20 protein-coding genes and 1 riboswitch are annotated in these 26,025 nt (G+C 62.4%); of the genes, 4 read left to right on the top strand and 16 right to left on the bottom strand.

Annotated elements, in window-relative coordinates; translation table 11 throughout:
* Positions 1-56: 56 nt before the first annotated feature.
* The 10 genes from adhP to EO094_RS15025 all read right to left on the bottom strand — a co-directional run bounded on the left by adhP (position 57) and on the right by EO094_RS15025 (position 13,509).
* Positions 57-1,088 (bottom strand): alcohol dehydrogenase AdhP, encoded by a 1,032-nt coding sequence (gene adhP, locus EO094_RS14980; RefSeq protein WP_128293743.1) that lies wholly within the window; start codon positions 1,086-1,088, stop codon positions 57-59.
* A 78-nt stretch (positions 1,089-1,166) separates the two neighbouring features.
* On the bottom strand, positions 1,167-2,687 hold the full coding sequence (gene adh / locus EO094_RS14985; protein ID WP_128293744.1) for an aldehyde dehydrogenase: 1,521 nt from the start codon (positions 2,685-2,687) through the stop codon (positions 1,167-1,169).
* Between the two features lie 92 nt (positions 2,688-2,779).
* Complete coding sequence (locus tag EO094_RS14990) at positions 2,780-3,802, bottom strand: GAF domain-containing protein (protein WP_128293745.1); 1,023 nt, start codon at positions 3,800-3,802, stop codon at positions 2,780-2,782.
* A gap of 351 nt (positions 3,803-4,153) precedes the next feature.
* Positions 4,154-4,882, bottom strand: a complete 729-nt coding sequence (gene thiQ, locus EO094_RS14995; protein ID WP_128293746.1) for a thiamine ABC transporter ATP-binding protein — start codon at positions 4,880-4,882, stop codon at positions 4,154-4,156.
* Complete coding sequence (gene thiP, locus EO094_RS15000) at positions 4,879-6,537, bottom strand: thiamine/thiamine pyrophosphate ABC transporter permease (RefSeq protein WP_246008548.1); 1,659 nt, start codon at positions 6,535-6,537, stop codon at positions 4,879-4,881. The genes thiQ and thiP overlap by 4 nt, the downstream gene beginning before the upstream one ends.
* On the bottom strand, positions 6,513-7,490 hold the full coding sequence (thiB, locus tag EO094_RS15005) for a thiamine ABC transporter substrate binding subunit (protein ID WP_128294280.1): 978 nt from the start codon (positions 7,488-7,490) through the stop codon (positions 6,513-6,515). Before thiB ends, thiP begins: the two co-directional genes overlap by 25 nt.
* 95 nt (positions 7,491-7,585) lie before the next feature.
* Positions 7,586-7,686, bottom strand: a riboswitch (TPP riboswitch).
* A gap of 355 nt (positions 7,687-8,041) precedes the next feature.
* On the bottom strand, positions 8,042-9,751 hold the full coding sequence (locus EO094_RS15010) for an ATP-binding protein (protein WP_128293748.1): 1,710 nt from the start codon (positions 9,749-9,751) through the stop codon (positions 8,042-8,044).
* 147 nt (positions 9,752-9,898) lie between these two features.
* Positions 9,899-11,194, bottom strand: a complete 1,296-nt coding sequence (locus EO094_RS15015; RefSeq protein WP_128293749.1) for an O-antigen ligase domain-containing protein — start codon at positions 11,192-11,194, stop codon at positions 9,899-9,901.
* Positions 11,169-12,749, bottom strand: coding sequence for a GumC family protein (locus EO094_RS15020; protein ID WP_128293750.1), 1,581 nt, complete (start codon positions 12,747-12,749; stop codon positions 11,169-11,171). Before EO094_RS15020 ends, EO094_RS15015 begins: the two co-directional genes overlap by 26 nt.
* A 145-nt stretch (positions 12,750-12,894) precedes the next feature.
* Positions 12,895-13,509 carry a response regulator transcription factor gene (locus EO094_RS15025; protein ID WP_205649939.1) on the bottom strand — a complete coding sequence of 205 codons (615 nt, stop codon included), beginning with the start codon at positions 13,507-13,509 and terminating at the stop codon, positions 12,895-12,897.
* 362 nt (positions 13,510-13,871) lie between these two features.
* On the opposite strand from EO094_RS15025, the gene EO094_RS15030 reads away from it, so the two are divergent.
* Together EO094_RS15030 and EO094_RS15035 are read left to right on the top strand one after the other, a co-directional pair.
* Positions 13,872-15,218 (top strand): WecB/TagA/CpsF family glycosyltransferase, encoded by a 1,347-nt coding sequence (locus EO094_RS15030; protein WP_128293752.1) that lies wholly within the window; start codon positions 13,872-13,874, stop codon positions 15,216-15,218.
* Positions 15,219-15,920: 702 nt separating this feature from the next.
* Positions 15,921-16,259 carry a VanZ family protein gene (locus tag EO094_RS15035; RefSeq protein WP_128293753.1) on the top strand — a complete coding sequence of 113 codons (339 nt, stop codon included), beginning with the start codon at positions 15,921-15,923 and terminating at the stop codon, positions 16,257-16,259.
* 199 nt (positions 16,260-16,458) lie between these two features.
* Here the strand turns inward: EO094_RS15035 and EO094_RS15040 are convergent, their stop codons facing one another.
* From EO094_RS15040 to EO094_RS15055, 4 genes are read right to left on the bottom strand one after another with little or no spacing between them, the layout of a single operon-like run.
* Positions 16,459-17,475: a glycosyltransferase family 4 protein gene (locus EO094_RS15040; protein ID WP_128293754.1), complete on the bottom strand. Its 1,017-nt coding sequence runs from the start codon at positions 17,473-17,475 to the stop codon at positions 16,459-16,461.
* Between the two features lie 25 nt (positions 17,476-17,500).
* Positions 17,501-18,493 (bottom strand): glycosyltransferase family 2 protein, encoded by a 993-nt coding sequence (locus EO094_RS15045; protein WP_128294281.1) that lies wholly within the window; start codon positions 18,491-18,493, stop codon positions 17,501-17,503.
* A 38-nt stretch (positions 18,494-18,531) separates the two neighbouring features.
* Positions 18,532-19,476, bottom strand: coding sequence for a glycosyltransferase family 2 protein (locus EO094_RS15050; RefSeq protein WP_128293755.1), 945 nt, complete (start codon positions 19,474-19,476; stop codon positions 18,532-18,534).
* A 1-nt stretch (position 19,477) separates the two neighbouring features.
* Complete coding sequence (locus tag EO094_RS15055) at positions 19,478-20,755, bottom strand: oligosaccharide flippase family protein (protein ID WP_205649940.1); 1,278 nt, start codon at positions 20,753-20,755, stop codon at positions 19,478-19,480.
* A 466-nt stretch (positions 20,756-21,221) separates the two neighbouring features.
* Here EO094_RS15055 and EO094_RS15060 point away from each other — a divergent pair, with 466 nt between their 5' ends.
* Complete coding sequence (locus EO094_RS15060) at positions 21,222-22,226, top strand: polysaccharide biosynthesis/export family protein (RefSeq protein WP_205649941.1); 1,005 nt, start codon at positions 21,222-21,224, stop codon at positions 22,224-22,226.
* Between the two features lie 58 nt (positions 22,227-22,284).
* On the opposite strand, the gene EO094_RS15065 is transcribed toward EO094_RS15060, so the two are convergent.
* Together EO094_RS15065 and EO094_RS15070 are read right to left on the bottom strand one after the other, a co-directional pair.
* On the bottom strand, positions 22,285-24,903 hold the full coding sequence (locus tag EO094_RS15065; RefSeq protein WP_128293756.1) for a hybrid sensor histidine kinase/response regulator: 2,619 nt from the start codon (positions 24,901-24,903) through the stop codon (positions 22,285-22,287).
* Between the two features lie 17 nt (positions 24,904-24,920).
* Positions 24,921-25,481, bottom strand: a complete 561-nt coding sequence (locus EO094_RS15070; RefSeq protein ID WP_205649942.1) for a putative pterin-binding protein — start codon at positions 25,479-25,481, stop codon at positions 24,921-24,923.
* Between the two features lie 233 nt (positions 25,482-25,714).
* Between EO094_RS15070 and EO094_RS15075 the strand changes: the two genes are divergently transcribed.
* Complete coding sequence (locus tag EO094_RS15075; RefSeq protein WP_164879684.1) at positions 25,715-26,008, top strand: Hpt domain-containing protein; 294 nt, start codon at positions 25,715-25,717, stop codon at positions 26,006-26,008.
* The last annotated feature ends 17 nt before the right edge of the window (positions 26,009-26,025 follow it).

A 26,025-nucleotide genomic window follows, 5' to 3' on the forward strand; every position in this document is an offset into this window, starting at 1 on the left:
CTTTCGAAGAATGGAGGGAAGGGAGGGGCAGGTTGACCGCCCCTCCGTGTCGTATCTCAGGCGGCGATCTCGATGACCGCCCGGCCGTCGATCTGGCCCTTGTGCATCTTCTCGAAGACGCTGTTGACGTCTTCCAGCTTCACCGGATTGACGATCGATTTGACCTTGCCGTGCCCGGCAAAATCGAGCGCCTCCTGAAGGTCGAGACGGGTCCCCACGATCGAGCCGCGCACGGTAATGCCCGCCAGGACCATGTCGAAGACCGAGATTGGGAAAGAGCCTGGCGGCAGACCGTTCATTGCGATCGTGCCGCCGCGGCGGACCATGTTCTCGGCCTGCTCGAAGGCTTTCAGATTGACGGCCGTGACGAGAACACCGTGTGCACCCCCGTCCGTCTCCTTCTTGATCTTTGCGGCGGCGTCCTCCTTGGCCGCATTCGCCGTCAGCGTGGCGCCGAGATTTCGTGCGAGATCGAGCTTGTGATCGTCGATATCGACCGCGGCGACGTTGAAGCCCATCGCCTTGGCATATTGGACGGCAAGGTGGCCAAGGCCTCCGATGCCCGAGATGACCACCCAGTTGCCGGGGCGGGCATCGGTCATCTTAAGACCCTTATAAACCGTCACGCCGGCACACAGGATTGGAGCGATTTCGGTGAACCCGATATCATCCGGAAGGTGCCCGACATAATTGGGGTCGGCCACCACGTATTCGGCAAAACCGCCATTCACCGAATAGCCGGTATTCTGCTGGGATTCACACAAGGTCTCCCAGCCGCCCACGCAATGTTCGCAATGCCCGCAGGCCGTGTAGAGCCACGGGATGCCGACCCGGTCGCCTTCTTTGACGCGGGTGACGCCCGCTCCGACACCGGAGACATAGCCGACGCCTTCATGGCCTGGAATGAAAGGCGGGTTCGGTTTGACCGGCCAGTCTCCCTCCGCGGCATGAAGGTCGGTGTGGCAGATGCCTGAGGCCTGGATCGCGACCTGGATCTGTCCTGGCCCCGGTTCGGGAACCGGCACCTCATCCACGCTCAGCGGTTTGCCGAATTCGCGCACGACTGCGGCCTTCATGGTCTTCGCCATTGTCTTCCTCCCTTGGATTTTGTCTTGGAAAAGAAGCCCGGCGGCCCCCAAGTCGCCGGGCCCTCGTCGGTGGCTCGTTCAGAAAAAGCCGAGCTTCTTGGGATTGTAGCTGACGAGCAGATTCTTCGTCTGCTGGTAGTGGTCGAGCATCATCGAATGGGTCTCTCGGCCGATCCCCGATTGCTTGTAGCCGCCGAAAGCCGCATGGGCCGGATAGGCGTGGTAGCAATTGGTCCAGACGCGCCCGGCCTGGATGTTGCGGCCGAAATGGTAGCAGCGGTTCATATCGCGGCTCCACACGCCGGAGCCCAGGCCATAGAGCGTGTCGTTGGCGATATGCAGCGCTTCTTCCTCGTCCTTGAAGGTCGTCACCGACACGACGGGACCGAAGATCTCCTCCTGGAAAATGCGCATCTTGTTGTTGCCGTGGAACACGGTCGGCTGGACGAAATAGCCGCCTTCCAGCTCGCCGCCGAGATGGTTGCGCTCACCACCCGTGAGGATTTCGGCGCCTTCCTGTTTGCCGATGTCGATATAGGAAAGGATCTTTTCCAGCTGTTCGCTCGACGCCTGCGCTCCGATCATCGTCTCCGGGTCGAGCGGATTGCCTTGCTTGATGGCTTTCACGCGCTCCAGTGCCCGCTCCATGAAGCGGTCGTAGATGGAGTGCTGGATGAGCGCCCGCGACGGACAGGTGCAGACTTCACCCTGGTTGAGGGCGAACATGACGAACCCTTCGATGGCCTTGTCGAAGAAATCGTCGTCTTCCGCGCACACGTCGTCGAAGAAAATGTTCGGCGACTTCCCGCCAAGCTCCAGCGTCACTGGGATGAGGTTCTGGCTGGCGTATTGCATGATCAGCCGGCCGGTGGTCGTCTCGCCGGTGAACGCGATCTTCGCGATGCGGTTGGAGGAGGCGAGGGGCTTGCCGGCTTCGAGCCCGAAGCCGTTGACCACGTTCAGCACGCCCTCAGGCAGCAGGTCGCCGATGACGTCCATCAACACCATGATCGAGGCGGGCGTCTGCTCGGCCGGCTTCAACACCACGCAATTGCCTGCGGCGAGCGCCGGAGCGAGTTTCCACACGGCCATGAGGAGAGGAAAATTCCACGGGATGATCTGGCCGACGACACCCAAGGGCTCGTGGAAATGGTAGGCGATCGTTTCGTGATCGATTTCGGAGAGCGTGCCTTCCTGCGCCCGCACACAGCCGGCGAAATAGCGGAAGTGGTCGATCGCAAGCGGCAGGTCTGCGGCCGTCGTTTCCCGGATCGGCTTGCCGTTGTCCCACGTCTCTGCGGTGGCGAGGAGATCGAGATTCTCCTCCATCCGGTCGGCGATGCGATTGAGGATAAAGGCCCTCTGGGCGACGTTGGTCTTGCCCCAGGCGTCTTTCGCGGCATGGGCGGCGTCCAGCGCCGCCTCGATGTCTGCCGCATCCGAGCGCGCCACTTCGCACAGCGATTGGCCGGTGATCGGCGTGACGTTGTCGAAATACCGACCCGACTTCGGCGCCACCCATTTGCCGCCGATGTAATTGTCGTAGCGTGTGGCGAAAGGCAGCCGCGTTTCGCCGAACGGCCGTTCCAGTTGATCCATTGCTGTTCTCCCTAAGCGGGCGCTCTTGGCGAGAGAAAAGCGTTTCCTCTCGGGCGCCCTGGACAACAGGATCGATGTCGCCTGGAGGTCTGTCAGCCCCCCTCCAGCGGGAGAGAGGCTGCATCTGTCGCAGGAATGCGACAGGAAGCCGCGGGATCTTGTGTCGCCGCCTCCAGCCGTTTTGCGCCGAGTTTGCGATGGAAGGTCGCGCGCGAAATGCCGAGGATGCGCGCCGCCGCGGAGACGTTGCCGCCGGTGCGGGCGAGAGCGCGGGCAAGAACGGCCCGCTCCGCATCCTCCAGGCTCTCCGCACCCGGGATGCTCAGGAGATCGGAGGCCGGCACGGGCGCTTTGGCGAGGTTGCCTTTGATCCCCAAGGCCACGCGGGCGCTGTGCGATGCGCCGACGGCGAGGTCGTCGGCATTCACCGCGACGAGAGCCGCCGGATTGTGCTCCAGCCCCGAGACGGCGAGGATCCGCACATGCGCAAACGTGCGCCGGAAGGCTTCGGCTTCGATCCGCCGTGCCGCTTCGCGGACGCTGAGAGCGATAAGCCCCGCGAAGGTCTCGGTGAGATCGGTGCGGCAGGAGGAGACGTCGAGAACGCCGGCGAGTTCGCCGTTGTGGTCATGGATGGGGGCCGCCATGCAGCCGAGCGCCCCGTTGCGCGCAAAAAAGTGCTGATCGCGGTGCACGGTGACGGGGCGGCGCTCGATGACGCAGGTGCCGATGCCGTTGGTGCCTTCCGTTGCCTCGCTCCACAGCGCGCCCGGCCATAATCCCCACTCGTCGAAGATGGCATCGTCGCCAGCCTCGCCGCGACGCTCGACCGGCACGCCGTCGCTATCGGCAAGGAGCACGCAACACCCTGCTGCGCCGACAGCGCTGAAGAGCTGATCAAGACTGGCTTCGGCGGCGCGAATCCATGGCTCCATCCGCTCGCGCACCAGGGCGAATTCGCTCGCCGTCAGCCGGTGAGGCGGGTGCCGGTTGGCTGGGTCGAGCCCATAGAGACGCGCCGAGCGGCTCCAGGAGGCGACCATCGGCGATTGCGCGGCAGCCCCGGCCGTGATCGCTGAGTGAACCACATCGACGTGGGCACAAGTCTCGGACATCCCAAGTTTCCTCCCATTGGGGTTTCGATGCGCCCGGACCGGTTTTTGTATTCGGCTTGTTTAGGCGCATCGTCCGATTCTAGGTTCTTGCGTTCTCCTTGTGTATTTAGAGATACGACTAGGGCAATCGCCTGACTGCGCCTGGTATGATTGTTGTGGCGTTTCGTATTTTGTAAGACGAGAGTATTCGATGAATGTGGCGGCAAACGCAAGAGAGTGCAAAATGCGTATGAGCAGCGTTCGCTGCCATCCAAGAACGACGTGCCGACTTGGCGCTTCGATCTGCCCCGTCTCGTCCTCGGCCCCGGCACGCTTCTGCCTGGCCTGACGCCGCATTGCAGCATGCCGCGTTTAAGAGAGCGCGCGCGTTCCGAGGTAGCTCTCTACCGCGGCAATGCCCGAAGCTGACAGGGTTTCCTCGGTCGGCCCAACGGTGACGAAACGCCCCTTGTCGAGGAAGGCGACGTTGTCGGCGAAGCCCAGGGCATCCTCGGGATGATGCGTCACCATCAGCACCGTCATCGTTCCCTTCCGACGCCGCAGATCGCGCAACAACGCCAGCATTTCACGGCGTAGGGCGGGACCGAGCGCGGCAAACGGCTCGTCCAGCAGGAGCAGAGGGCGCTGGCGGACAAAGGCGCGCGCCAGCGCGACCCGCTGGCGTTCGCCGCCGGACATCTCCCCCGGCCTGCGATCTTCGAAGCCCACAAGGCCGACGGCCTCCAGCGCTTCTGCCGCGCGCTGCCGCTCGGCCGGGCTTAGCCGCAATCTCGGAGAAATTCCGAGCCCCACATTCTGCCTGGCGCTCATGTGGGCAAAGAGATTGTTCTCCTGAAACACGAAACTGAGCGGGCGTTGCGAGGGTGGCACGCCCGTCATGTCGGCGCCGGAGATCGTCACCCGGCCGCGCTCGGGCACGAGAAAGCCGGCGATGATGTCGAGGAGGGTCGATTTGCCGGCACCGCTTGGGCCGATGATCGCCAGCCATTCGCCAGGCGTCACCGTGAGGTCGAAGCGCATCGGGGCACTTTCATAGGTGTATTCTAGGCCGTCCAAGACGAGAGCGGGCAGGGCGCTCATCGACCTTCCTCCCCGCGAAACCCACGCTCCGCGAGAGCCATCAGGGCGAGACATAAGACACCGAGCAGCAGCGCCAGTCCGGCTGCGTCGGCTGTGCGATAGCTGCCCATGCGCTGCAGCAGCAGATAGGGCAGGGTGATGAAATCCTGGCTGCCAAAAAGCGCCATCGCACCGAGATCTCCGAGGGAGAGGGCGAGCGCAAAGGCAAAGGAGAGGGCCAGCGGCGCTTTCAGAGCGGGCCATTCGACGTGGCGCAGCCGCGCCAGCCCGAAGAGTCCCAGGCTCTCGGCAAGGCGATCGTGTCGCTGTGCCGAGGTGGCAAGCGCCGGTGCGAGAATACGCACGATAAACGGCATCGCCATTACGGCATTGGTGGCGACAACGACGAAAGGTGCCGCCGCGAAAACGTCGGTCACCTGTCGCAGCAGAAGAAACCAGCCGGCGCCGATGACGATCGGCGGCACCACGAGGACGAGGCTGCCCGACAGTTCGAAGAGCCCGCGCCAGGCTGCGCGGCCCCTTGAAGAGGAAGATCGTTCCAATGCCTGCCGCGCCAAGAGGAGAGGCGCGGCGAGCAAGACGGCGAGGGTCGCCGCCGCGATCGCCACGACGCCGCTGGTCATCGCGGCCCGTTGGACGTTTGGATCGGCCAGCAGTGCGATCAGATCGGAGCGCAGACCGGCGACGATCGTGGCGATGAACGGCGAGAGGACGAAGGCGATCCCCACGGTCAGAACCGCGAGATCGAGCGCGCGAACGAAGCCCTGGTGAGGGTCGTAGCGCCGTGCCCGCCGCCCGAGTGTAAAGCCGCCGGCCGTTGTCCGGCCAAGCCGCAGCGTGATGGCGACCGCAAGGCCGGTCAGCACAATCTGTATCAACGCCAGGAAAACCGCGAGACCCGGATCAAAATCGTAGCGCAGCGCCTGGTAGATCGCGACTTCCAGGGTGGTGGCACCCGGCCCGCCGCCGAGCGTGAGGACCAGCGTGAAGCTGGTGACGCAGAGCATGAAGATGAGGCTCGTCGCGCCGGGCAGCGCGGTGCGAATTGCCGGCCATTCGAGGATGCGGAAGGTGGTCAGCGGCGTGAGAGAAAGCTGCCCGGCGAGCTTCCAGCTTTCCGCCGGCACGCCGTCGAGTGCGGCGACCATCAGTCGGGCGGCGAGCGGCAGGTTGAAGAAGGTGTGGGCGATCAGGATGCCGGACAGCCCATAGACGTTGAGGCGATCGAAACCGAGAGTGGCGACCAGATCCGAGACGACGCCGTTGCGGCCCCACACCGCGATGATCGCCAAGGCGCCGACCAGCACCGGCAGAGCTTGCGGCAGGAGGAAAAGACGCAGGACAAGGCCGCGGCCAGGAAACCGCGCCCTGTGCAAGGCGACTGCAAGCGGCAGGGCACCGGCCACGGCAAGGAGGGTGGAAAGGGCCGCCTGTTCCAGCGTGAACAGCACCACTCCCCGCAAATAGCGGTCCGATGCCAAGGCAAAAAGGTCCGGCGCCGCATCGGCTTGGGTAAGCAAGGCGAAACATGCACCGCCCAAAAACACGGCGAGCGCGGCAACGGCGGCAAGTCCTGCCGCGACACGCCAACGTCGATCTGTCGAACCTGTCATCGGACGCGCGGAGAGCCTCAGCGGCCAAGCGCCTGCAGCCATTCCTGCGTCCAGGCGCGTCGGCTGTCGGCTACCGTTTGGGGATCGAAAGACAGGGTCTTGTCCGGGGTCACCAACTGCTCAAAGGCGCCGGGCAGCGGCGAGGCGGTCTCTGCGGCCGGCAGCATCCAATTGGTGGTCGGCAGCACGTTCTGCGCCGCGGGTGAGATCAGATAAGCGAGGAAGTCGCGGGCGAGATCTGGGTGCTCGGAGCTTGCGATGCGGCCGGCGACCTCGATCTGGATGTAATGGCCCTCATCGAAGGCTGCCGCGTGGTAGCGGTCGCTCTCCTCCTCGATCAGGTGATAGGCGGGCGAGGTGGTATAGCTCAGCACCATCGGGACTTCGCCGCTCGTCAGGAGCCCATAGGCTTCGCTCCAGCCGGGCGTCACCGTCAGGATACGCTCGGAGAACTCCCGCCATTTTGCCTCGGCGCCGTCGCCATAGACTTTTTTCATCCACAGGAGCAGCCCGAGACCCGGTGTCGAGCTGCGAGGATCTTCGATGGCGATCTTCTCCTCCGGATCGCCGCTGACCAGCTCCTCCAGGCTTTGCGGAGGGGCATCGATCGCCTCGCTGTCGTAGACGACGGCGAACCAACCGTAATCGTAGGGTATGAAAACCTGATCGGAAAAGCCGCCGGGCACGTCGACCGCAGATGTGTCGGTGCCATGCGGTGCGAAGAGCCCGGTCGCCCTGGCCTCAGCGATCAGGTTGGTGTCGAGCCCGACCACCACCTCCGCCGATGTCGAAGCACCTTCGAGCTTCAAACGGTTGAGGATCGCAACGCCGTCCTCCAGCCCGACCCATTTCACCGTGCAGCCACAAACCGCCTCAAAACCGGCCTTGATCTGCGGCCCCGGCCCATAATCGGTAACGAAGCTCTCATAGGTGTAGACCGTCAGCGAGGGCTTCTCCTCCTGCGCTGCGGCGGGTGTGATTGCGCCGAAGAACATTGCGGCGACGGCTGATGCTATGAAGATGGAAGGGGATTGCAGCGAGCCCAAGGGCGCCTCCTTGTCGTTTGAAAGCGGGAAGGGGCGCATTCGCGGCAACGAAAGCTCTCCATCCCTCCGCCGGTGCGAGCCGGATCAGGTTCAGCGGGTTGGCGGATAAGCCTCTCAGCCCTTTTGGGCACCCCGTGTGAGCGTCTTCAGACGTAGTGGAAATGCGCCGGCCCGACAAGCATCGAGCGATGATCTGGGCCTTGGCGACCTCGATCTAAACGACCAAGGTCCCCCCAATGACGAGCACCCGATCCATAATCTCTCCGATGTGCTGACGCCGATGACCCATCTGACGTCCGCGAGTCGCGAAGGAGTCGATGGATACCGGGGAATTTGCCAACGGCGTGCGGGAGTTGGGGCTCGGCGCCTTCCCTTTCACGTCAGATTCGGTTCGGGGAGACGGCGGACCTGCAAACCGATTTGGGTGGCGCGATTAAAGCGTCTCAGCGGAGACGTTTCGCCATGCGGCTTGTCTTCCATTGGGGTCGGGAAGACGATAATCAGGTGCTTGCCAGCTTGCGGCTGTCGCGCTCTGCACCGAGCTGCTGCATGGCAGGAAAACTTGGCAGGTCAACGAAGAAGATCGTTCCGCCGCCTTCTGTGCTGCGGAAGTCGATCTCGCCGTTGAGGTGCTCGACGATCGCCTTGGTGATGGAAAGGCCGAGACCCGTGCCGCCGACCTTCTGATTGTCGGAGAAATCGGCCCTTTCGAACTTGTTGAAGATGCGGTCGTGGAATTCTTCCGGGATGCCCGGCCCCTCGTCGCTCACATAGATGCGGGTGCGGCCGGCCCGCAGCGCGATGTGGATCCGAACGGTTCCCTCCGGCGGCGAGAATTTGATCGCATTGGACATCAGGTTGACGAGCACCTGGCTGAGGCGATCGGGATCGGCGAGGCAGACGAGCCCGGGCGCCGTGTCGTCGATCTCGATCGACGCTTTGTGTTCGGCCGCGTAGGCGCGCAGCGATTCCACCGTTGTCTCGACGAGAGGGCGAAGCGCGAGGGGTTTTATGTCGAAGGGCATCCTTCCGGATTCGATCCGCTCGATGTCCAGGATGTCGTTGATGAGACGCACCAGCCGCGCGCTGTTGGCATAGGCGATCGATACGAGATTGTTGCCCTTGGCGCTGAGCTTTCCGGCGCCTCCGGCCGCCACCAGGCCGAGCGCGCCGTGGATCGCGGTCAGGGGCGTGCGCAATTCGTGGCTGACGGTGGAGATGAAGTCGTTCTTCATCTGCTCGGAGCGCTTCTGCTCGGTGATATCGTAGACGAAACCGTCCCAGATGATCTCGTCTTTGCCGTAGCCGCGGGGCTCTGCGGTGGCGCGCATCCAAAGGACGTGGCCCTTGGGATGCATGCACTGCGCCTCGAATGACCAGGGCTCCAGGGTTTCCGCCGAACCTTCGAGAATGAGCTGCAATTTTTCGGCGTCTTGCCGGGAAATAAGCCTTGCGAGCTTCTCCGGATGCTCGACGAAGCTTTCCGGGGCGATGTCGAGGATGCGCCGTGCGCCATCGGAGACATAGCGCACCTCCAGCTGTCCATCTTCGTCCCGGGAGATTTGAAAGAGGATGCCAGGGGCGTTGTTGGCGGTCGCCTCCAGGCGGGCCTGCGCTTCGTTATGCGCCGCCACGGCCCAGCGGCGCTGGTATTCGCGGACGACGAGCTGGCCCATCAGAAGGACGGCCGCAAAATTCACCGTGACGAACAGGGAGGCCGATTTGAGAAAGATGTGCCAGGGCACGGCGGTCATCATCGCGATGACCAGGGCGGGCACGATGGCGGCGCTGAGGGCGTGATGGAGGATGTAACGCTGCGACACGGCGCGGCCGAGATGGCGCGTCCAGACGTACCACAGAAGGCTTGAACAGATTGCGGCAGAGGCGATGCCCGCGGCGCCGGGGACGGCGCCCAGGCCGCCGAAATAAAGCCGCAGCGCCATCATCGGAATGGCCGTGATCAGCGCGCAGACCGGCCCGCCGAGAGCTGCAGAGAGGGCGACGACCGCGTTGCGCGGATCGGTGCGCACCCCCTCCATCAATTCGACCGGATGGAGCATGATGAGCATGCCCGTGCCGGCGAAGACGAGGCCGAATGCGATGCTGCGACGCCAGAACGTTCCTTCCAGGCGCTCTCCCAGAAGAGCGAGAAAGATAATGGCGAGGATGATGGCGGAGGCTGCCTCGACCATCGTGACTACCGCATTCATGTGTTCCTCTGCGCCTGGGCACCGGCCTCGTCATGACCGAGTCCGAGTTGGACCATGTTCGACCTTGATGCCTGTATCCGCCGAGCGCTCTGCGGTCGGAGGTCAGGGGGAGCCGAATGTGCGCAAAAGTTGCATGCAGGGCTTTCTTCAAGCTTTCCTGGATGCTGTTTCCAGCCGGTCGCGCTCCAATTCGCGAGCGTGAATGCCAAGGAGAAGCAAAGCCGGCCAAAGGAGATAGGCCTCGATCTCGATGTTTTCCCCGAAGCTCAGAATGATGAAAACGAGTACGATGCCGAGAGGAAGCCGTCCTCGGCGGCCTTTGACGGAATCGACGGCGACAATCCAGAACTGCCAGACCAGCGGGACGAGGAGAGCCCACACTCCGACAAGACCTTTCACGAACAGCAGTCCATACCAGGTGTGATGACTTCCGATCGGCATGTACTCGACGATATGGGGACCCGGTTGAACCGTGCCGTGGCCGAACCACACCGCCTCGTTTTGCCAGCGCTCATAGGCGATACGTTGCAGGGTCTCGCGGACGCGGGTGCTGTCGGCTCTGGCGCCCTTGAAGGCCGAAACCGCATCCTGCATGGCCTGTAGAAGATATGTGCCGAGCGCCGCCATCGATGCGGCGACGCCGGCAGCGAGTTGCCAGGCGACGCTTTTGGCCAGAAGCGGCATCATGCGCGGGCCGACAGCGCATACGAAGAGGGCGACAAGGCTCATGCGCGACTTGGAAAAGAAGACCATCGCCAGCCCGGCGAGAATGCCCATCGCCATCCAGAAGCGGCTGCGGTCTTCGAGCGCGAAGAGAACCATGACGACGCCGAGAAGGCCGGCAAAGGGCGACCACGGGGCGTAGAATTGCCAGCGCGGCGTCCAGCTCGACGGATCAAGTGTGTAGAAATATACAGAGAAATATTCCGGACCCGGGCCGCCAACGGCCTTCAGAGGCGAAACGAAGATCTTTTCGGGCAAGCCGATCGAGGGTGCGACGAGGAGGATCGGTAGGAGTGCCACCGTGCATGCGCCGACGATGCACTGGCTGCGGATGACAACGTCTCGGCGGATCTTCAAAATGGCCCCGGCGAAGGGAACGAGTGCGACCATCGCCCAGCCTTTTGCCCATCCGATCGAGGACTTGATCGTCTGACCCATGCCGAGGCCCCAGTCGAAATGGCCGACCCACAAGGCAACAAGCATGACCAGCATGCCGCCGATCCAGCCCCAAATGATCGGCGGCACCGAGCCGGTGGGCCTGAGGTCCGGCCTGAGGCCGGGACCGAGGTAAAGCGACAGGAAGCCTAGACCTGCGAGGGACCAGGAGATCACTGGTCCCACCACGTAGAGCGCGCCGAAGGCGTAGAAGAACCAGGTCAGAGAGATCGTCCAGAAGACGAGATTCTCCGGTAGGTTACGCTGTGGCGTCGGCGTTTTCATCGCCAGCTTCCTCGGTTTCCAGGAGACGGTCGATCAGAGGACGACGCATCCAGGCGAGGGCGAGCCCCATCAGGAGAAACAGGGAGCCTGCGCCCGCCGCGCCCAGTGCGATCTTCTTATTGGGCGAAGACGGCTCCCATTCGATTGACGGCTGTTCGATCACCTGCACCATCGGATACGAGGCAAAGACATCGTTGCGGGTGGTGTTCATCCGCGCCAGGGCCGATGCGAAGACGGCTTCGGCGACCTTGTAGTCGCGGTTGAGACTGTCGAGGCGCGACGCCGTCTCGACGAGATCACGCACCCGCTCCTGACCGGCCTCGTGCTCTTGCTTGAGAGCGGCGACCCGCGCGGCCAGGCCATCGCGCTTGGTGACAAGATCGACGAGCTGAGAGAGGAGGGCCGACCGCTCCCCCTGCGAAGAGGGGTCGACCTGCTCCCAGATGGCGGCGACCGGAAGGCCGGTGACGGCCCGTGCGCGATCATCCATGCGCGCCTTTGCGCCGTTGTAATTGTTGCGTGCCTCGACGACCTGGGGATGGTTCTGTCCGAAGCGTCCGGTGAGGCTGGAGAGCTTCGCCGAAGCCTCGGCGGCGTTTTCCGAAAGGGCGGCGAACTCGATGTCGCCGTGCAGACGCAGCATGGACGAGGCGTTGCCGGCATCGACGTTGAGCATCGTCGAAAGGGCCACGACGGCCTCCTCCGATTCCCGCAGCTCCGACGTCGTGGAGACGACCTGCTGGCCCATCTGCTCGATCATCGTCACGAGTTCGAGATGCTGATCTGCGCTCGCCAGCCCGGTCTTTGCCTGCAGCTCGCTGATTTTAAGACGAATGGCCTCAACGGCCTTCTGGTGCTCGCGGACAGTGTCGATCGTGGAGACTTCCCGGCTCTCCATCTCGTCGCTGCGCAGCTGGTCCAGTTCGCCGAGAAAGGCCGCGAGAATGGCTTCCGTCTTGTCAGCCGCGTCCTCGGGCGAGGAACCCGTCATCGTCAGGCGGATGAGGCTCGTCTGGTCGAGGAGCTTGATGCGCGGACGTCCGAGTTCCTGAACTTCGAGCTGAAGCGAATCCGCCGCACGCTCAAGCACGCGCCGGGATTCGATCAGGCTCTTGTAGGTCACGGTTGGGCTTATCGAGGAGCTTGAATAAGGCGAGCTCGCCGAGGTCGAGGCCTGGCCGATGTCCGACAGATTGACGGAGCTGGACGAGCCGGCGCCCGGCATGATCATTGCTGCCTCGGACTGAAAGCGCAGAGGTGCCGTCGAGATGTAGAGGATGACTGGAGCCCAGATCGCGGCAAGGCCGGCGAAAATGACCAGCGCGTAGCGGGGCAGGCGTTGGAAGTCCCCGACGCGACCGCCGCGCAGCAGGCGCACCGGCGACAGCGCGGTGATGCGCGTGCGGGTCAGGCGGGGCATGAAACGGGAAATGCCGGCTGCCGCAGCGCCAAGGCGCCCAAACAGGCGCCGGCCGCCGGTGCGTGCCTTATCGGCCGCAGCCTCCTCGTCGTGAGGGACGTATGGGGCTTCCAGTAGATTGGTATGAACATTCATCACTGCACTCCTCGTCGTGACAAATGCTTAGCGGAAGGCGTTCCTCTTCGCGTGCGTGCAATGGTGCACTTCGGGTCTATTTCGGCGCGGGACCTATCCTTTGGAATAGGCCAATCCACCCGAAGGTCTTGAGAGAGAGATCCCCTCAGAACATCCCCGCATCCTTGGCGATCATGGCAGCGTGTGTGCGGTTGCGTGCCTGAAGCTTGCGACAGAGCGTTTTGACGTGAAGTTTCACCGTGACCTCCTGCAAATCGAGCTCGCGCGCGATTTCCTTATTGGATGCGCCACGGACGAGACCGCCCAGGACTTCCGTCTCACGCTTGCTCAATTTGGCGGCCAGAGGATTTTCAGTTTCTTCGCTCGGTGCTCGCATGAAATCGAGCGGAGCATATTGCTCGCCCGCCACCATGAAGCGGACGGCGTGGATAAGCGATTTGGCGGCGATCGTCTTCGGCAGGAAGCCGGCGGCGCCGGCCGCCAGCGCTTCTTCCGCCACGCTGCGGTTGGCCGTGCCGGAAATGATGCCGACGGGGTTGCCCTTATTATGCTCCTTGGCGCGGGCGAGGCCTTCGAGGCCGTCCATGCCGGGCATGTTGTAATCAAGGATGACGAGATCGAACGGGCCCTGCGCATCGATACGGTCGATCGCTTCGGTAAAATCGCTGGCGGTGACGACGCGCACATCCGGTTCGCGCTCGAGAAACGCGCAGATCGTGTCTCGGACGAGTTCATGATCGTCAGCGATCAGAATATCCATCAACATTACCTTTCAGGCGAGACCGCACGTTCCTAACGCGTGCACTTCCGTCTTCTCGGCGTTGCGTTCTCCGCAGCTTGGCAAAGGACGCCTGGCGGCTCCACCATTTCAACCACTAGTGGACCTAGCGCATAGCACCCAATGAACGGTTAATCGAGGGCGTCGCCCGCAGGCACCCGCCCGATCGCGGCGTGGTTGGAGAGGATTCGCCTATCCTAAAGGGTAGAACTTGTCTCGATCGAGACTATACATGCACTTCCGTGTATTTTTGATATTCTACGGATGCTGTAACTGTTCCCTTGCTCGAGTTATTTTTTCGTCGAGCTGAGTATTGTTTGGCCAACGGATTTCTGGAGGCCACAATGACTTCTCTCAATAAGATCTCTCTCTTCTCGCTCGACATCGTCAACGCAAAGACGGAAGAGGCTCTTGGAGCGCTTCTGAAGGGCCGTGCCCGTCGCACCGCCGCGTTCCTCAATGCCCATTGCATGAATGTTGCCGCCAAGACGCCGATCTACCAGTGGGCGTTGAAGAAGGCGGATTACCTGCTGCCCGACGGCTCGGGTTTGCAGCTTGCTGCGAAACTGCAAGGCAAGCGCTTCGTCGAGAACCTGAATGGTACCGACCTGTTCGTTCCGCTGTGCCGCAAGGCTGCCGCTCTCGGCCTCTCCATCTATTTTCTCGGAAGTGCGCAGGGCGTTGCGCGTAAGGCTTCAGAGGCTGCCCGCAGGATCGCCCCGGCCCTCAAGGTCGCCGGCACCCGCCATGGTTACTTCTATGCGGAAGAAGAAGATCGCATCATCGACGAGATCAATGCTTCTGGCGCTGATATCGTGCTGGTCGCGCTGGGTGTGCCGCGTCAGGATGTGTGGATCGCCCGTAATCGCCATCGCCTCAACGCACGGCTGGTGATGGGTGTCGGCGCGCAGTTCGATTTCTGGGCCGGCCGCGTGTCGCGGGCTCCTCGCATGCTGCGCAGCGCCGGGCTGGAATGGATTTGGCGATTTGCGATCGAGCCCCGCCGTATGTTCCGCCGCTACATCATCGGCAACCCGGAGTTCATGATGCGGGCATGGCAGGATGCCCGCGCCAAGAAGGCGGTGCCGACGGCTGACGAGCGGGCCAAGCGTGCCCTCGATCTTTTCGGATCCGGCATGGGCCTCCTTTTCTTCGCTCCGCTGATGCTGATGATCGCAACGGCCATCAAGCTTGAGTCCCGCGGCCCGGTCTTCTTCCGGCAGACGCGCATCGGGCAGGGCGGTCAGGCTTTCACCGTGTTGAAGTTCCGCTCCATGTATCGCGACGCCGAAGCCCGTCGGGCGGCGCTCCTTGAGCAAAGCGATCGTGCCGGCATCTGCTTCAAGTCGAAGAACGATCCGCGCGTCACCAAGATCGGCCGTCTTCTGCGGCGCTTCTCGCTCGACGAACTGCCCCAGCTCTTCAACATCTGGAAGGGCGATATGAGCATCGTCGGCCCGCGTCCGGCTCTGCCGCAGGAAGTCGAAGCCTATCCGCCTCAGGCTCTCGAGCGGCTGATGGGCAAGCCCGGCCTGACGGGGCTCTGGCAGGTTTCGGGTCGTGCGGAGATCGGCTTCAACAAGATGATCCACATGGACAGTGCCTATGTCCGCTCCCGCTCGGTTTTCCTCGATATTGCTCTCATCGCACTGACTTTCCGCGCCGTCTTCACCGGACGGGGCGCCTACTGAGACCACAACGAAGGGAGGGTTATAACAAAGCGAACACTTCTAAGACTGCGATTCCCCATCACAGTTCCGACCGGCCGCGGTTGCTTAGGCACCGCGGCCATTTTTTCGTTTCAGGTCGCCCGCCCCATCTGCACGAGCTGCCGATCACGTACCTTCGAATGGCCAGCCCCTTTGGGGTGAACCCGACCCTCTTCCGGATGGATCAGCGCGCGCATCCGCCGAGACCGCCTGCCTTTGCTTCCGTATACGTAAAGCTGGCGAGATCCGTGAAGCGTTGGTTTGCCACTTATCCGATCGTCCCTTCGCGATGTTTGCCTGGTTTGGTGCTGGGGCGATCTGGCTCTCGCGACGTCGTCGTTCGGCCTTTTCGGAAAGGCCGGATCGAAAGCCGGAGCCGCAGATTTCTCGCTTCGATCGCAACCTCGTGCGAGCCGATACTACCCCCGGTTTAAAGGATGCAAGCGTCCCGCAAGCTTTGTGAGGCTTCCTTATGCCGAATTGACTTGCGCGGAAGATCGATCGCGAGGCTGCTGCGAAAGTCGAGAAGAGTTTAACAGGAGATTGGGCGCGCTTCGGAACTCCGAAAAGGACAATGAAGTCCATCCGCGCATGTTCTCTTGAGTTTTCTCGGTTCACCGAGATAGAGGCAACCCGAAAGGCCGAGGCGTAATGGAAACGCGGGCTCAGAACATGCAGGATCTCATGAGATTGCCAGTCTTCCTTCTGATTCTCGGCGCGGATGCGTGGGCCTTGATGCTGGCCGTCATTCCGGGCGTGAATCTTGGCCATCATGGCGATATTGTGCTGCATGCCGTCGGGACGTTCGTCAACGCGGCGGGCTTCGCCTTCGTCTTCGGCAATCCGTTCGGGGCGGCCATCGCGACACTCGCCTTTTCCGGCTGGATCGAGCTTTTGCAGATGTGCATTCCGTGGCGGACCGCCTCGATGACGGATTTCTATGCGAACGTCATCGGCGCGCTCGGCGGCGCGACCGTCGCCGCGCTCTTCCAGTTCGGCAAGATGCGGGTGCGCTCGCTGTAGGCGTAACTCCCGAAGAATACTTTCCGGCAGAAAAGTTCGCTCAGAAAGACATTCGCCGATCGAGCCGGAGGACTGGGACGTGAGCGATCGCCTTCTGGCGCCGGCCGGCTCTGACAAGAGGTTCGAGAGGAACGACAAGACCCGCGCAAGCTGAAGCTTCCGCGGGTCTTTTTGTCGGGTGCGGTGGGTGCTGGCCTGGTCAGGCCGCGCCGGCTTCCTTTTCCTCTTTGCTCAAAACCCGTTCGACGAGGCCGCCCCAGGCCTTTGCGAAACGTTCACCTGCCTCGGCCGCGTGAGTGCGGGTCTTTGCATTCGGCTCGCGCAGTTCCTCGACGTCGAGCCGTTCGATCGCGGCCGCCCAGCCGGTCACGGAATTCTCGCCAATATCGCGAGCCCCGGCCGCAATGTGGCCGACGAGGCCGTCATGACGCGGGCAGAGCACGGGCCGGTCGGCCGCCATCGCCTCGATAGCGACGAGACCATAAGGCTCCCAGCGCGAGGGGAGGGCGATGGCATCGCACGCCGCCATGGCTTCAGGAACGTCGGACGTGTAGCCCTTGAAGACGATCTTCGGGTTGTTCTTGGCGCGTGCCTTCAAGTCGTTGAGGTCCGGCCCGTCGCCGTAGAGATGCAGCTCCACGTCGGTGCGCTCGAGCACCTGGAAGGCGTCGATGAGAATGTCGAAGCCTTTTTGCAGGTCGAAGCGGCCGATCGCGCCGATGACGATATCCGGTCCTTCGCGATGTCCTTCGACCGCGAGGAAGGGCGCAAGCTCGACGCAGGGCTCAATGACCTTGAGGCCGCCTTCCGGGCAGAAGCCGCGGCGCAGCATCCAGGCGCCTTGCGTCTCGCTGACGGCGACAACTTCGTCGAAAAGCGCATAGGCAGTGCGCAGGAGCGCCGTGAAGCGGTCGCGCTTTTCGACATGCAGCGCCACGAAACGCTCCGAGTAGCTGTGTTCGACATGGATGATCGGCGTCGTCGGATAGGCGGCCCGTAGCGCCGTCAGCATGGGCAGGTTCGCCCAGTTGATCGACAGATGGGAGACGATCAGGTCGGCTCCGAGCGGCGGTGCGGTAAGCTGACCGCGGCGCACCCGCACGATCCGATGATCTGCGATTTTCGCAAGATCCGGCGACGCTTCCATGTATTCGAGCATCCGGTTGATGCCGCCGAAAGAGGCATCGTCGATGAGATGGGCGATGGCGTGGATCATGGACTTGCTCCCCCCGATTGTAAAATCAGCCTGCCTTGGACGAAAGAAGGCGCGCCTCGACGCGGTTGTAGATGCCGCGCCCGAAAAGGCTCAGAAGCTCTGCGGCGCTCCACGTCACCATCGTTTTGATCGGCTCTTCCCGCAGAGGGCGGCGAGACGCCCAGATCGAGCGGCGCATGAACCTGGCAGCACGCTTTCCGTCTCGGGAGGAGACAGCGCGACGGGCGAGGTAGCGCAGCTGGTAGGCGGTCGCCGCAGCGCCATGGCGGCGCACAAGCATCGGCGAGATGGCGGCGATTTTGTCCTTCATCCGGCACCAGGTGTCGTATTGCGCTTCGACATTGGCGGAGAGGGCGCCGGTGTGGATGCGGTAGAGTGTGAGGTCGCCCGGAATGCCTTCGATCAGCCAGTCGGAGGAGAGGATGAAGCGCAGCCACCCCTCGATGTCGTCCGACTGACGGAAATTCTCGTCGAACCACCAGTCGCGCTCTTCTTCACCGGCGGGACGGAAGGCGATCGCATCGAGAGCCGTGCGGCGCATGACCGGCGTGCTGCCATTGCCGATCGGGTTGCGCTTGAAGACGTCGGCGGCGGTGATGCCGCGAAGCTTCGGCTTTTGGCTGATACCAAGGCGGCGGCCATGCTGGTCGATCATGGCGGAGGCGGAGAAGCTGATGCCGACGTCTGGATTCGTTTCCAGATGGGCGACGTGCAGCTCCAGCTTTTCCGGCAGCCACAGGTCGTCGGCATCGCAGAAGCCAATGTAGCGGCCGCGTGCATGGTAGATGCCGGTATTGTGGGCGCCGGCAAGGCCCCGGTTCTTCTGACTGATGAGCCGGATGCGTTCGTCGGTAAAGCCATTGACGATTTCGACCGTAGAGTCGGTCGAACCGTCGTCCACGACGATCAGCTCAAGATCGGAGAAGGTCTGGTTGAGGATCGAGCGCAGGGTCTCGGCGATCGTCGCCTCGCAATTATACGCGGGCACGACGACGCTGGCGATGGGGGGCGGGGTCATGTTCATGGTCGTTGCTCCTCGGAAGCCGGTGTCGTGATCTACTGAAAGCAGGCCGGCCGTCCGGCCGATTGCGGGAAGAAGGGAAGGGCGCAGGCAGCCGCGAGTGTCAGGAGGCCGCGCCGGGGATTGTTGAAGAAGGAAACCGGGCTCGTCCAAACGCCGCGCAGCGCGAAGCGCATGGGGGTGAAACGCGATCCTTCTGAGCGCAGGGCCCGGCGGGCAAGGTAGCGCAGATGCTGCGCCTCGGCGGCGCGGAGGTCCTTTTCGGCAAGCCCGATCTGCATCTTGCGAAGCGTTGCAAGACGTGACTGCCAGGCGGTGGCCATGGCCTCGATGTTGGAAGACAGGCTCCCCGGCGTGTTGCGGTAATAGACGAGCGTCTGGTCGACGCCTTCGATGACGCCGGACATGGCGACGAAGCGCACCAGCCATTCCAGGTCCTCGCCATAAACGATGGTTTCGTCGAAGCCGCCGGTCGCCGCAAAGGCCTTGCGCTCCACTACCAGGTTGGAGGTCGTGCAGAAGGGGTTTTCGGCGAGCACATCCCTCAGGAAGAGCTGATCCCGCCGCACATTTGTGCGGGACTGGGCGTCTTCCGGCACGTTCGTGAAGAAGGCGACGTCGGCATAGAGCGCCTGCACCGCGATATCTTCCGCGAACCGCGCTGCCATGATTTCGAGCTTGTCGGCAGCCCAGAGATCGTCGGCGTCGAGGAAAGCAATGTAACGGCCCTTGGCGAGCTCGATGGCACCGAGATTGCGGGCGCGGCTCGGGCCGCCGTTCTCAACCGTGCGGTAGGTTATGCGCCGATCTCGGGCGGCAAATTCGGCCAGGATCTCGGCCGACCCGTCGGTGGAGCCGTCGTCGATGACGATCACTTCCCAGTCGGCAAGCGTCTGATCAAGGACCGAGCGGAGCGTCGCGGCGATGGTCTTTTCAGCGTTCCAGCAGGGGATGATCACGGAAAACAACGGAGCGGTCATGTCAGCACCTCTGAGCAGAAAGGGTTGGGACGAAGCCGATGCTGGCGCGCAGGGCCGCCAGGATTGCCGGGGCGGATGCGACGACCTGTGAGGCCGTCATCGCCGCGAGCACGGTCCAGGCGACCGCGGTGAGGCCGTAAGAAGCGGCGACGGCGGTGGAGACGAGGACGGTTGCGCCAATCGCCAGCGAGTAGGTGAACTCGGTGCCGGCACGGCCGCCGGTCCGCAGCCATTGGGCCGAGGCCGACCACAGAACGGTCGGGATCGCCGCCAGGCAGAGGATTGCAACGAGTGGCGCCATATCTGCCCATTCGGCGCCGAAGAGGACCGGGACGTAATAGGGGGCGAGGAGTGACTGGGCGATTGCAACCGGAACGATGATGGCCATGGACAGTGCGAAGGCGTGGCCGAGGGCGCGGTCGCGGTTCTCGCTGCGGCAGATATAGGGGAAGAGGACGGTCGACAGCGCCGTGCTGAACGAGGTGGTGATGCCGAGGCCGGCATTGACGGCGAAGAAGTAGATGCCAAGCGCATCGGCGCCGAGAAGGCCGCCGACGATCAGCTTGTCGCCCTGCATGCGCACGGCCTTGAGGAACTCGATGCCGATGACGGCGCTGCCGAAGCGAACGAACGGCCGCAGCGGAGCCGCCGCCACATCGGCAGGACGCCAGGGGCGCAGGCGGCGCATGGCGATCAGCCAGATCGGTGCGGTCAACAGGCGCGGCAGCACGATCGCCAGCGGATGCGGCCAGACAAGGACGAGAAGAACGGTGAGGATGTTGCCGGCGACGACCTGGCCGCCGGCTATGGCGGCCGTCTGTTTAAACTTGCCTTCGCGCATGGCGAGGGCGCACTGGGTCAGCCCGCCCGGCATGAACAGGTATTCACCGGCGATGACCGCGATGAGCGCGAAGCCGAGCCAGTTGCCGGACACCCCGCTGACGGCACCAGCGAGTGCGAGCTGCAGACCGAAGAGCCCGAGGCACCAGACCCAGAAGATCCTGTGGGCCGTGCGGCAGGTCGATTCCAGCTCGTCTTGACGGGCGGCGATGATGCGCTGGCCGACGCCGTTCTCCGTCAGGCTCTTGAGAATATCGGAGGTGGCGAACGCACCCGCCGCCAGACCAATGCTGAGCGGGTCCATGTAGCGGGCGAGAACAACGACCACACCGAGGCGGGAGAGCTTCGACACCACTTCGGACGCACCATAGGCCGCTAGGCCACCCGTCAGTGACGAGCCTTTGATCCGTCCCATCAATGCTTTGATCGCAAGTGCCATGATGCTTGAGTGCCTTTGTTCCGCTCGCCAAGAACGGCTGTTGTCCTGGCGCTGCTTGTACGCGAGGCGCAGCGTTTCGTATCGCGTGCGCTAGCGTAGGAGCGCGCTCAGACGATGAGGCGACCTATCCTTTTGAGTAGCTCGCGGAGCCACTGAATGGGTTCAAAAGATTCACCAAAAATGGAAGATTGACCACCATTATGCAGCCAGTCGTTGAATTATGGGATAACCGTTGATGAACTGTCCGGCAAAGATAAAGCGCCTGCATACCTTGGTTCAGGCGCTTGCCGCCTTGGGCTGGGCGTTTGTTATTGCCGGCTGCGATCAGATGCATTCCATCAGCAACCGCGAAGCGGTTGCGGAGGGGCTGAGCTATCAAGCGCAGTATCGCGCTGCTCCCACTTCTCAGCAGTTGCCACGCTCGGCTTCCGCATATCTCAACCAGAAGAAATGTACTCTTGGGAGCGTGTCTCCTGTCAGCCATCAGGTGTCGACCGTCCTGCGCGATGACGAGAGGCTTTCTCCCGGGGATCTCGTCAACGTGCATGTCGCCGAAGATGAGACCTTCACCGGTTCATATGAGGTGTCGCAGGACGGGACCCTAAAGCTTCCTTATCTAAAACCGATACCGGCGATCGGCCGAAGCGTGGAGAGCGTCGAGGCAAGCCTTGCGCGCGCCCTTGTGACGGAAGATTTCTACAAGGAAGCGCCGCGGGTTTCGGTGCGGCTGGCGGACGTGGCCTCGGCGCGCGTCTATGTGGCCGGTGCCGTTTTCGACCCGATGGCCGTGACCATCGGTGGCGTGAGTGGCGATGACGTGGATACTGCCCGCCAGGCGGCGCTCGGAGCGGTGGCACGGGGCCGCCGTCTGTCCACCGCTTTGCAGGCGGCGGGAGGCGTGCGGCCGGATGCCGATCTTTCCAACGTCAAGATCCAACGAGCAGGCAAGACCATTTCGGCGGATGTGCGCGGCGCGGTCTTGGGGTTCGCGTATTCCGACGTGCTGCTGCTTGAAGGCGACCAGATCTATGTGCCGAGCCGAGGCTGTTTCCAGGAAGAGCTCATGGTGCCGTCCTCCATCACCGCGCCCGGTGTGACGGTCTTCATGTCGAATCTCTCGCAGCCGGCGAACGCGAATGCACTCTCGGCAATTGGCAAGGATGCGCGGGAATTGCGCTACGGGACGCGCTTCATTCAGGCGGTTGCCGGCATGAACTGCATCGGCGGCGCGAGATGGACGAACGCCCACCGCACGGCGATCCTGTTCACCCGCAATCCGATGACGGGCGAATCGATCGTCATCGAGCGCAGCCTGGAGGATATGCTGCAGCGTGCCGATCGCGACGAATACGATCCCTACATCATGCCGGGCGACGCGCTTGCGTGCTATGACAGCAATCTGACCAACGTGATCGAGCTCGCGAAAGGCTTCGGCACCGTCTCGACCTCTGCAGCGCTTTTGCTCAATTGATTCCGATACGAGCGACGGTGGTGATTGGCGGTGTGCCCGCTGAAGCGCCCTTGCCAGATCAGGCAGCAGTGCGGTGCGGTTTGAGCGCCGCTGCTGTCTGCCGACCAAGGGCTTCAGCTTCGTCAATGAGGTCTGATAGAGGCTCCGCGTTCTTCTGGAAGCCCACTTCTTCGATTTCGAGCAGCACCTCGCGCAGCTTGAGGGCACCAAAGAGCGCCGCTGAGCCCGCTAGCTGGTGAGCGACCTGGCGAATTTGCATGAAGGTTTCGTCCTGGCGCGCGCCCTCCAGGCTCGATCTGATAACGGCAAGCTCGTGGCAGAACTTGTCCATGTGATGTGCCAGCTTCTGCTGAGGCAGGACATCTTTCAGATCCTGCACGACGGTTTCGTCGAGCAGTTCCGGTTCCTCCGAAATCCCGTCAGAATCCGTATTTAGGATCGCCTTCGCCCGTTCTCGGCTCGACAGCTCCCTCGCGACCGGCCGTTCCTTCAGGAGGGGGGCGAGGGCGGCGTTGAGCTGTTGCAGGCGAAGCGGTTTGATGAGCGTGTCCTGCATCCCGGCCTTGCGGAGTTTCCCCTGTTCTTCGGGAAAGACATGCGCGGTCAGGCCGATGATCGGCGTGTCGCTGGATGGCCCGTCACCCGAGCGAATGCGGCGCGTCGCACCAAGGCCGTCGAGCACCGGCATGCTGATATCCATCAATATGACGTCGAAGGCTTCTTCGTTGGCCACGGCGACACCGACTTCGCCGTTCTCCGCTTCCCGGACCCGGCAGCCGGCCTTGACGAGCATCTCGCGCGCCACGAAGCGGTTGGTGGGATTGTCTTCCACCACGAGGACATTGAGACCAGCTTTGCCGTCGAAGTCATACTCCCTCACGTCTTCCACCGGGCTCGCCTCGAGCTCTTCGCTGCTTGCCGGCAACATCGGAAGGTGAACCCAGAAACGGCTGCCCTGGCCGAGTGTGCTTTCAACGCCGATCTCGCCACCCATTGCTCCGGCCATGCGTCGGCAGATCGCCAGGCCGAGGCCGGTTCCGCCGGTCGTTCGCTTGAACGAGGGGTCGAGAGTTACGAAGTCTTCGAAGATCCGATCGATGTTGGCGGGGGCTATGCCGCTGCCGGTGTCGGACACTGTCAGTTCGACAAGAACCTGTCCGTCGGCCTGGGAGATTTCGCGGGCTTCGAGCGTGATGATGCCGTTCTTGGTGAATTTGACGGCATTTGATACGAGGTTGATGAGGATCTGGCGGATGCGGCGGCGATCGGCCTTAACGCCGAGCGTTTCGAAGGCGAGGCTGACTACGAGATGATTGCCGCGCGTTTCCGCGGCCAGTGCATGCAGATCGACGATCTCGTGCAAGAGGTGGCCAAGCTCGAAGGCAACCGGTCTCAGCTCGAAGCCGCCGGCTTCCAGGCTCGAAAGGTCGAGGACGTCGTCGATCTGGTCGCGTAAAAGCTCACCCGATGCGATCGCCGTTTCCACGTACTGGCTCTGCTTGTCGGTAAGGTCGGTGCCGTGGATGAGATCGAGTACACCGAGGATGCCGTTGAGCGGCGTGCGCATTTCATGGCTCATCACGGCAAGAAATTGCGATTTTGCTTCAGCTGCCGCCAGAGCGCGGTCTCGGGCGTACAAAAGCTCCTGGCGGGTGCGGTGCCGATCGGAGATGTCGCGCATATAGGCGATAAAGGTCGGGTTTTCGCTCTCGCTCGCGATGCCCAGAGACAGCTCGGCCGGAAACTTGTCGCCATTGGCGCGGATCGCCTGGAGCTCGATGCGGTCCTGTCCGAGTGGTTTCTTGGCGGACGAGCGCAAATGGCGTTTGATGAAGGTGTCACCGGTGCCATAAGGCTCGCCCGGTGCGATCAGGCTCGAAATGTTGCGGCCAAGTGCGGCGTGTCGTGAATAGCCGAACGCACGCTCCGCCGCAGGATTGAAGTCGAGAATGGTCCCCGAGGCGTCGGCGACGATGATGGCGTCGAGAGAGGCGTTGATGGTGTTGGCGTAACGCTGGCTGCTACGCGCGAGCTCGCCTGCTCGCGACATCGAGATACCGTATTGCCGCCAGAGCACCAGGAGCGTTCCCGCAAGGGCAATGATGAGAAGCCCTGCGACGACGGCCGTCTGAATGAGGAGGAGCGTAAAGGCCTGGCGGCGCTCGTCAGACAGGCGGGCGAATAGATCGACACTCTTAAGGGAGAGCGTGCGTACGGTGGAACGCAGTTGCGCCAGGGGGGCGACCAGTTCGGCGCGACGTTCGCGGAGAATTTCATCCGGCCCGTCTATGACGGGAACGAGGTCGTCCAGCGTCGTTTGTATACGGAGAAGAGCGGCATCGGCGTTTTCCGCCGTGCGCAGCTCGGAGAACATGTTGCTGGTCTCGATCGTCGAGACGCGGCTGTAGAAAACGTCGAAACGCTTTCGGAGTTCATCAATGTCGCCGGCCCCGCTGCCACCCTCGATGGACCGCAGGAGCCTTAGCAGTTCGACTTCGAGCTGCGCGACCGTCCATTGCACGTTATCGCGCGGAGCGTTGCGTAACTCTTTTAGTTCCTGCGATACCTGCAAACCCAGAAAGACGAGAAGCGCAGCGGCCGCAATTAGGACGGTCGCTGCGAGTCCGTTTCGAAGTGCTCCGCCATGCCCGGCGGGTTTTCCATTTCTTTTATTCATGGGTCACATTGGGCAACTCAGTTGATCACCTCAATGCGGTCAAGCTGCCATATGCTGCGTGAATATATTGTTTCGGATTGAAATTGCGAATTCTGATCAAATGGATAGATGATCCACAAGGGGCCTTTGCCACGGCGCGACATCGGCTTGCCGTTCATTTCATAGGCGACCATGGGGCCAGACGACGTGGCATCCGACACCGGCAGCTGAACCGCGTAATCGTTGATAGCCGTTGCGCGAAGTGTTCCACCCTGCGCCTCGACCGCGTCTAGAAGGTCTTCAAGGCTCACGCCGGTGAAGCTGTTCACGCCTTCTGTCCAGATCGTGCTGGTTTTGAATGTCGTCGCAGGCATCTCTTTCAGCATGTCGAGGTCGAAGTGCGCCTCATCGCCGACATTGGTCGCGTTGATTTTGCCATAGATCCGCAGAATGACGTCCCCTGTGGGCGTAGCCCCCAGCCGGGCAGCCCTGGCGGGGTCCGGCTCCAGCCCAACCGACCATACGGTCGCCAATCCGGCGAGGATCGCAAGGCCGGCCATGAACAGTTTCAGCTTCGTCATAATGGTGCCGATCGACATGTCCTGTCCCTCGTCGAGTTTGCTTGGTTGTCTTTTTTTATCGAAGCCTCGCTTATTTCACCACAAAGCAAGAGATCAGGTCCGCCTATGCGGAAGGATAGGTGACCGGATGTGACGCTTCTGATCAAACAGAAATACGCCAACTGAATATGTTCCGTTGAAGCACTGCGATAGCTTGCAGAGGCGTCGCTCAGGAAGTCTGGAGACTTCGGCCAATTTCAAAGGGGACCTTCGTGCAAGACGATCCGTTGCTGCCTCTCAAGAAGCGTTTCGCCGAGCGTTGTGGGAGTGATCTCGCGCGCCTCAGGCAGCTCAGTCCGCATGCCATCGAGGATATTCCGCAGATTATTTCGCTCGCCCATGGTTTAGCCGGGGCCGGCGGTACCTTTGGTTTTCCTGCCGTCAGCGATCGGGCATCAGCGCTCGAAGACCTGCTTGGCCTGGAAGCCGCCGAGCGAGAAGTCGTCTCCGGCGCCTATGACGACCTGTGTGAAGAACTTGCAAAAACGAGGCATCCTGCCGATTGATGCAGACCCAGTCTGTT

The organism is Afifella aestuarii (assembly GCF_004023665.1).
Classification (GTDB): Bacteria; Pseudomonadota; Alphaproteobacteria; order Rhizobiales; family Afifellaceae; genus Afifella; species Afifella aestuarii.

Coding starts and splice junctions, on each gene's coding strand:
- EO094_RS15070 (WP_205649942.1), bottom strand. CDS start 25,481: ATGTCGATCGGCACCATTATGACGAAGCTGAAACTGTTCATGGCCGGC.
- adhP (WP_128293743.1), bottom strand. CDS start 1,088: ATGGCGAAGACCATGAAGGCCGCAGTCGTGCGCGAATTCGGCAAACCG.
- EO094_RS15035 (WP_128293753.1), top strand. CDS start 15,921: ATGAGATTGCCAGTCTTCCTTCTGATTCTCGGCGCGGATGCGTGGGCC.
- EO094_RS15050 (WP_128293755.1), bottom strand. CDS start 19,476: ATGACCGCTCCGTTGTTTTCCGTGATCATCCCCTGCTGGAACGCTGAA.
- EO094_RS15020 (WP_128293750.1), bottom strand. CDS start 12,749: ATGAATGTTCATACCAATCTACTGGAAGCCCCATACGTCCCTCACGAC.
- EO094_RS15040 (WP_128293754.1), bottom strand. CDS start 17,475: ATGATCCACGCCATCGCCCATCTCATCGACGATGCCTCTTTCGGCGGC.
- thiB (WP_128294280.1), bottom strand. CDS start 7,490: ATGTTCTTCGGCGCAATCACACCCGCCGCAGCGCAGGAGGAGAAGCCC.
- EO094_RS15025 (WP_205649939.1), bottom strand. CDS start 13,509: ATGGATATTCTGATCGCTGACGATCATGAACTCGTCCGAGACACGATC.
- thiP (WP_246008548.1), bottom strand. CDS start 6,537: ATGGCTGCAGGCGCTTGGCCGCTGAGGCTCTCCGCGCGTCCGATGACA.
- EO094_RS15055 (WP_205649940.1), bottom strand. CDS start 20,755: ATGGCACTTGCGATCAAAGCATTGATGGGACGGATCAAAGGCTCGTCA.
- EO094_RS15030 (WP_128293752.1), top strand. CDS start 13,872: ATGACTTCTCTCAATAAGATCTCTCTCTTCTCGCTCGACATCGTCAAC.
- EO094_RS15065 (WP_128293756.1), bottom strand. CDS start 24,903: ATGAATAAAAGAAATGGAAAACCCGCCGGGCATGGCGGAGCACTTCGA.
- EO094_RS15010 (WP_128293748.1), bottom strand. CDS start 9,751: ATGAATGCGGTAGTCACGATGGTCGAGGCAGCCTCCGCCATCATCCTC.
- EO094_RS15015 (WP_128293749.1), bottom strand. CDS start 11,194: ATGAAAACGCCGACGCCACAGCGTAACCTACCGGAGAATCTCGTCTTC.
- EO094_RS14990 (WP_128293745.1), bottom strand. CDS start 3,802: ATGTCCGAGACTTGTGCCCACGTCGATGTGGTTCACTCAGCGATCACG.
- thiQ (WP_128293746.1), bottom strand. CDS start 4,882: ATGAGCGCCCTGCCCGCTCTCGTCTTGGACGGCCTAGAATACACCTAT.
- EO094_RS15045 (WP_128294281.1), bottom strand. CDS start 18,493: ATGACCCCGCCCCCCATCGCCAGCGTCGTCGTGCCCGCGTATAATTGC.
- adh (WP_128293744.1), bottom strand. CDS start 2,687: ATGGATCAACTGGAACGGCCGTTCGGCGAAACGCGGCTGCCTTTCGCC.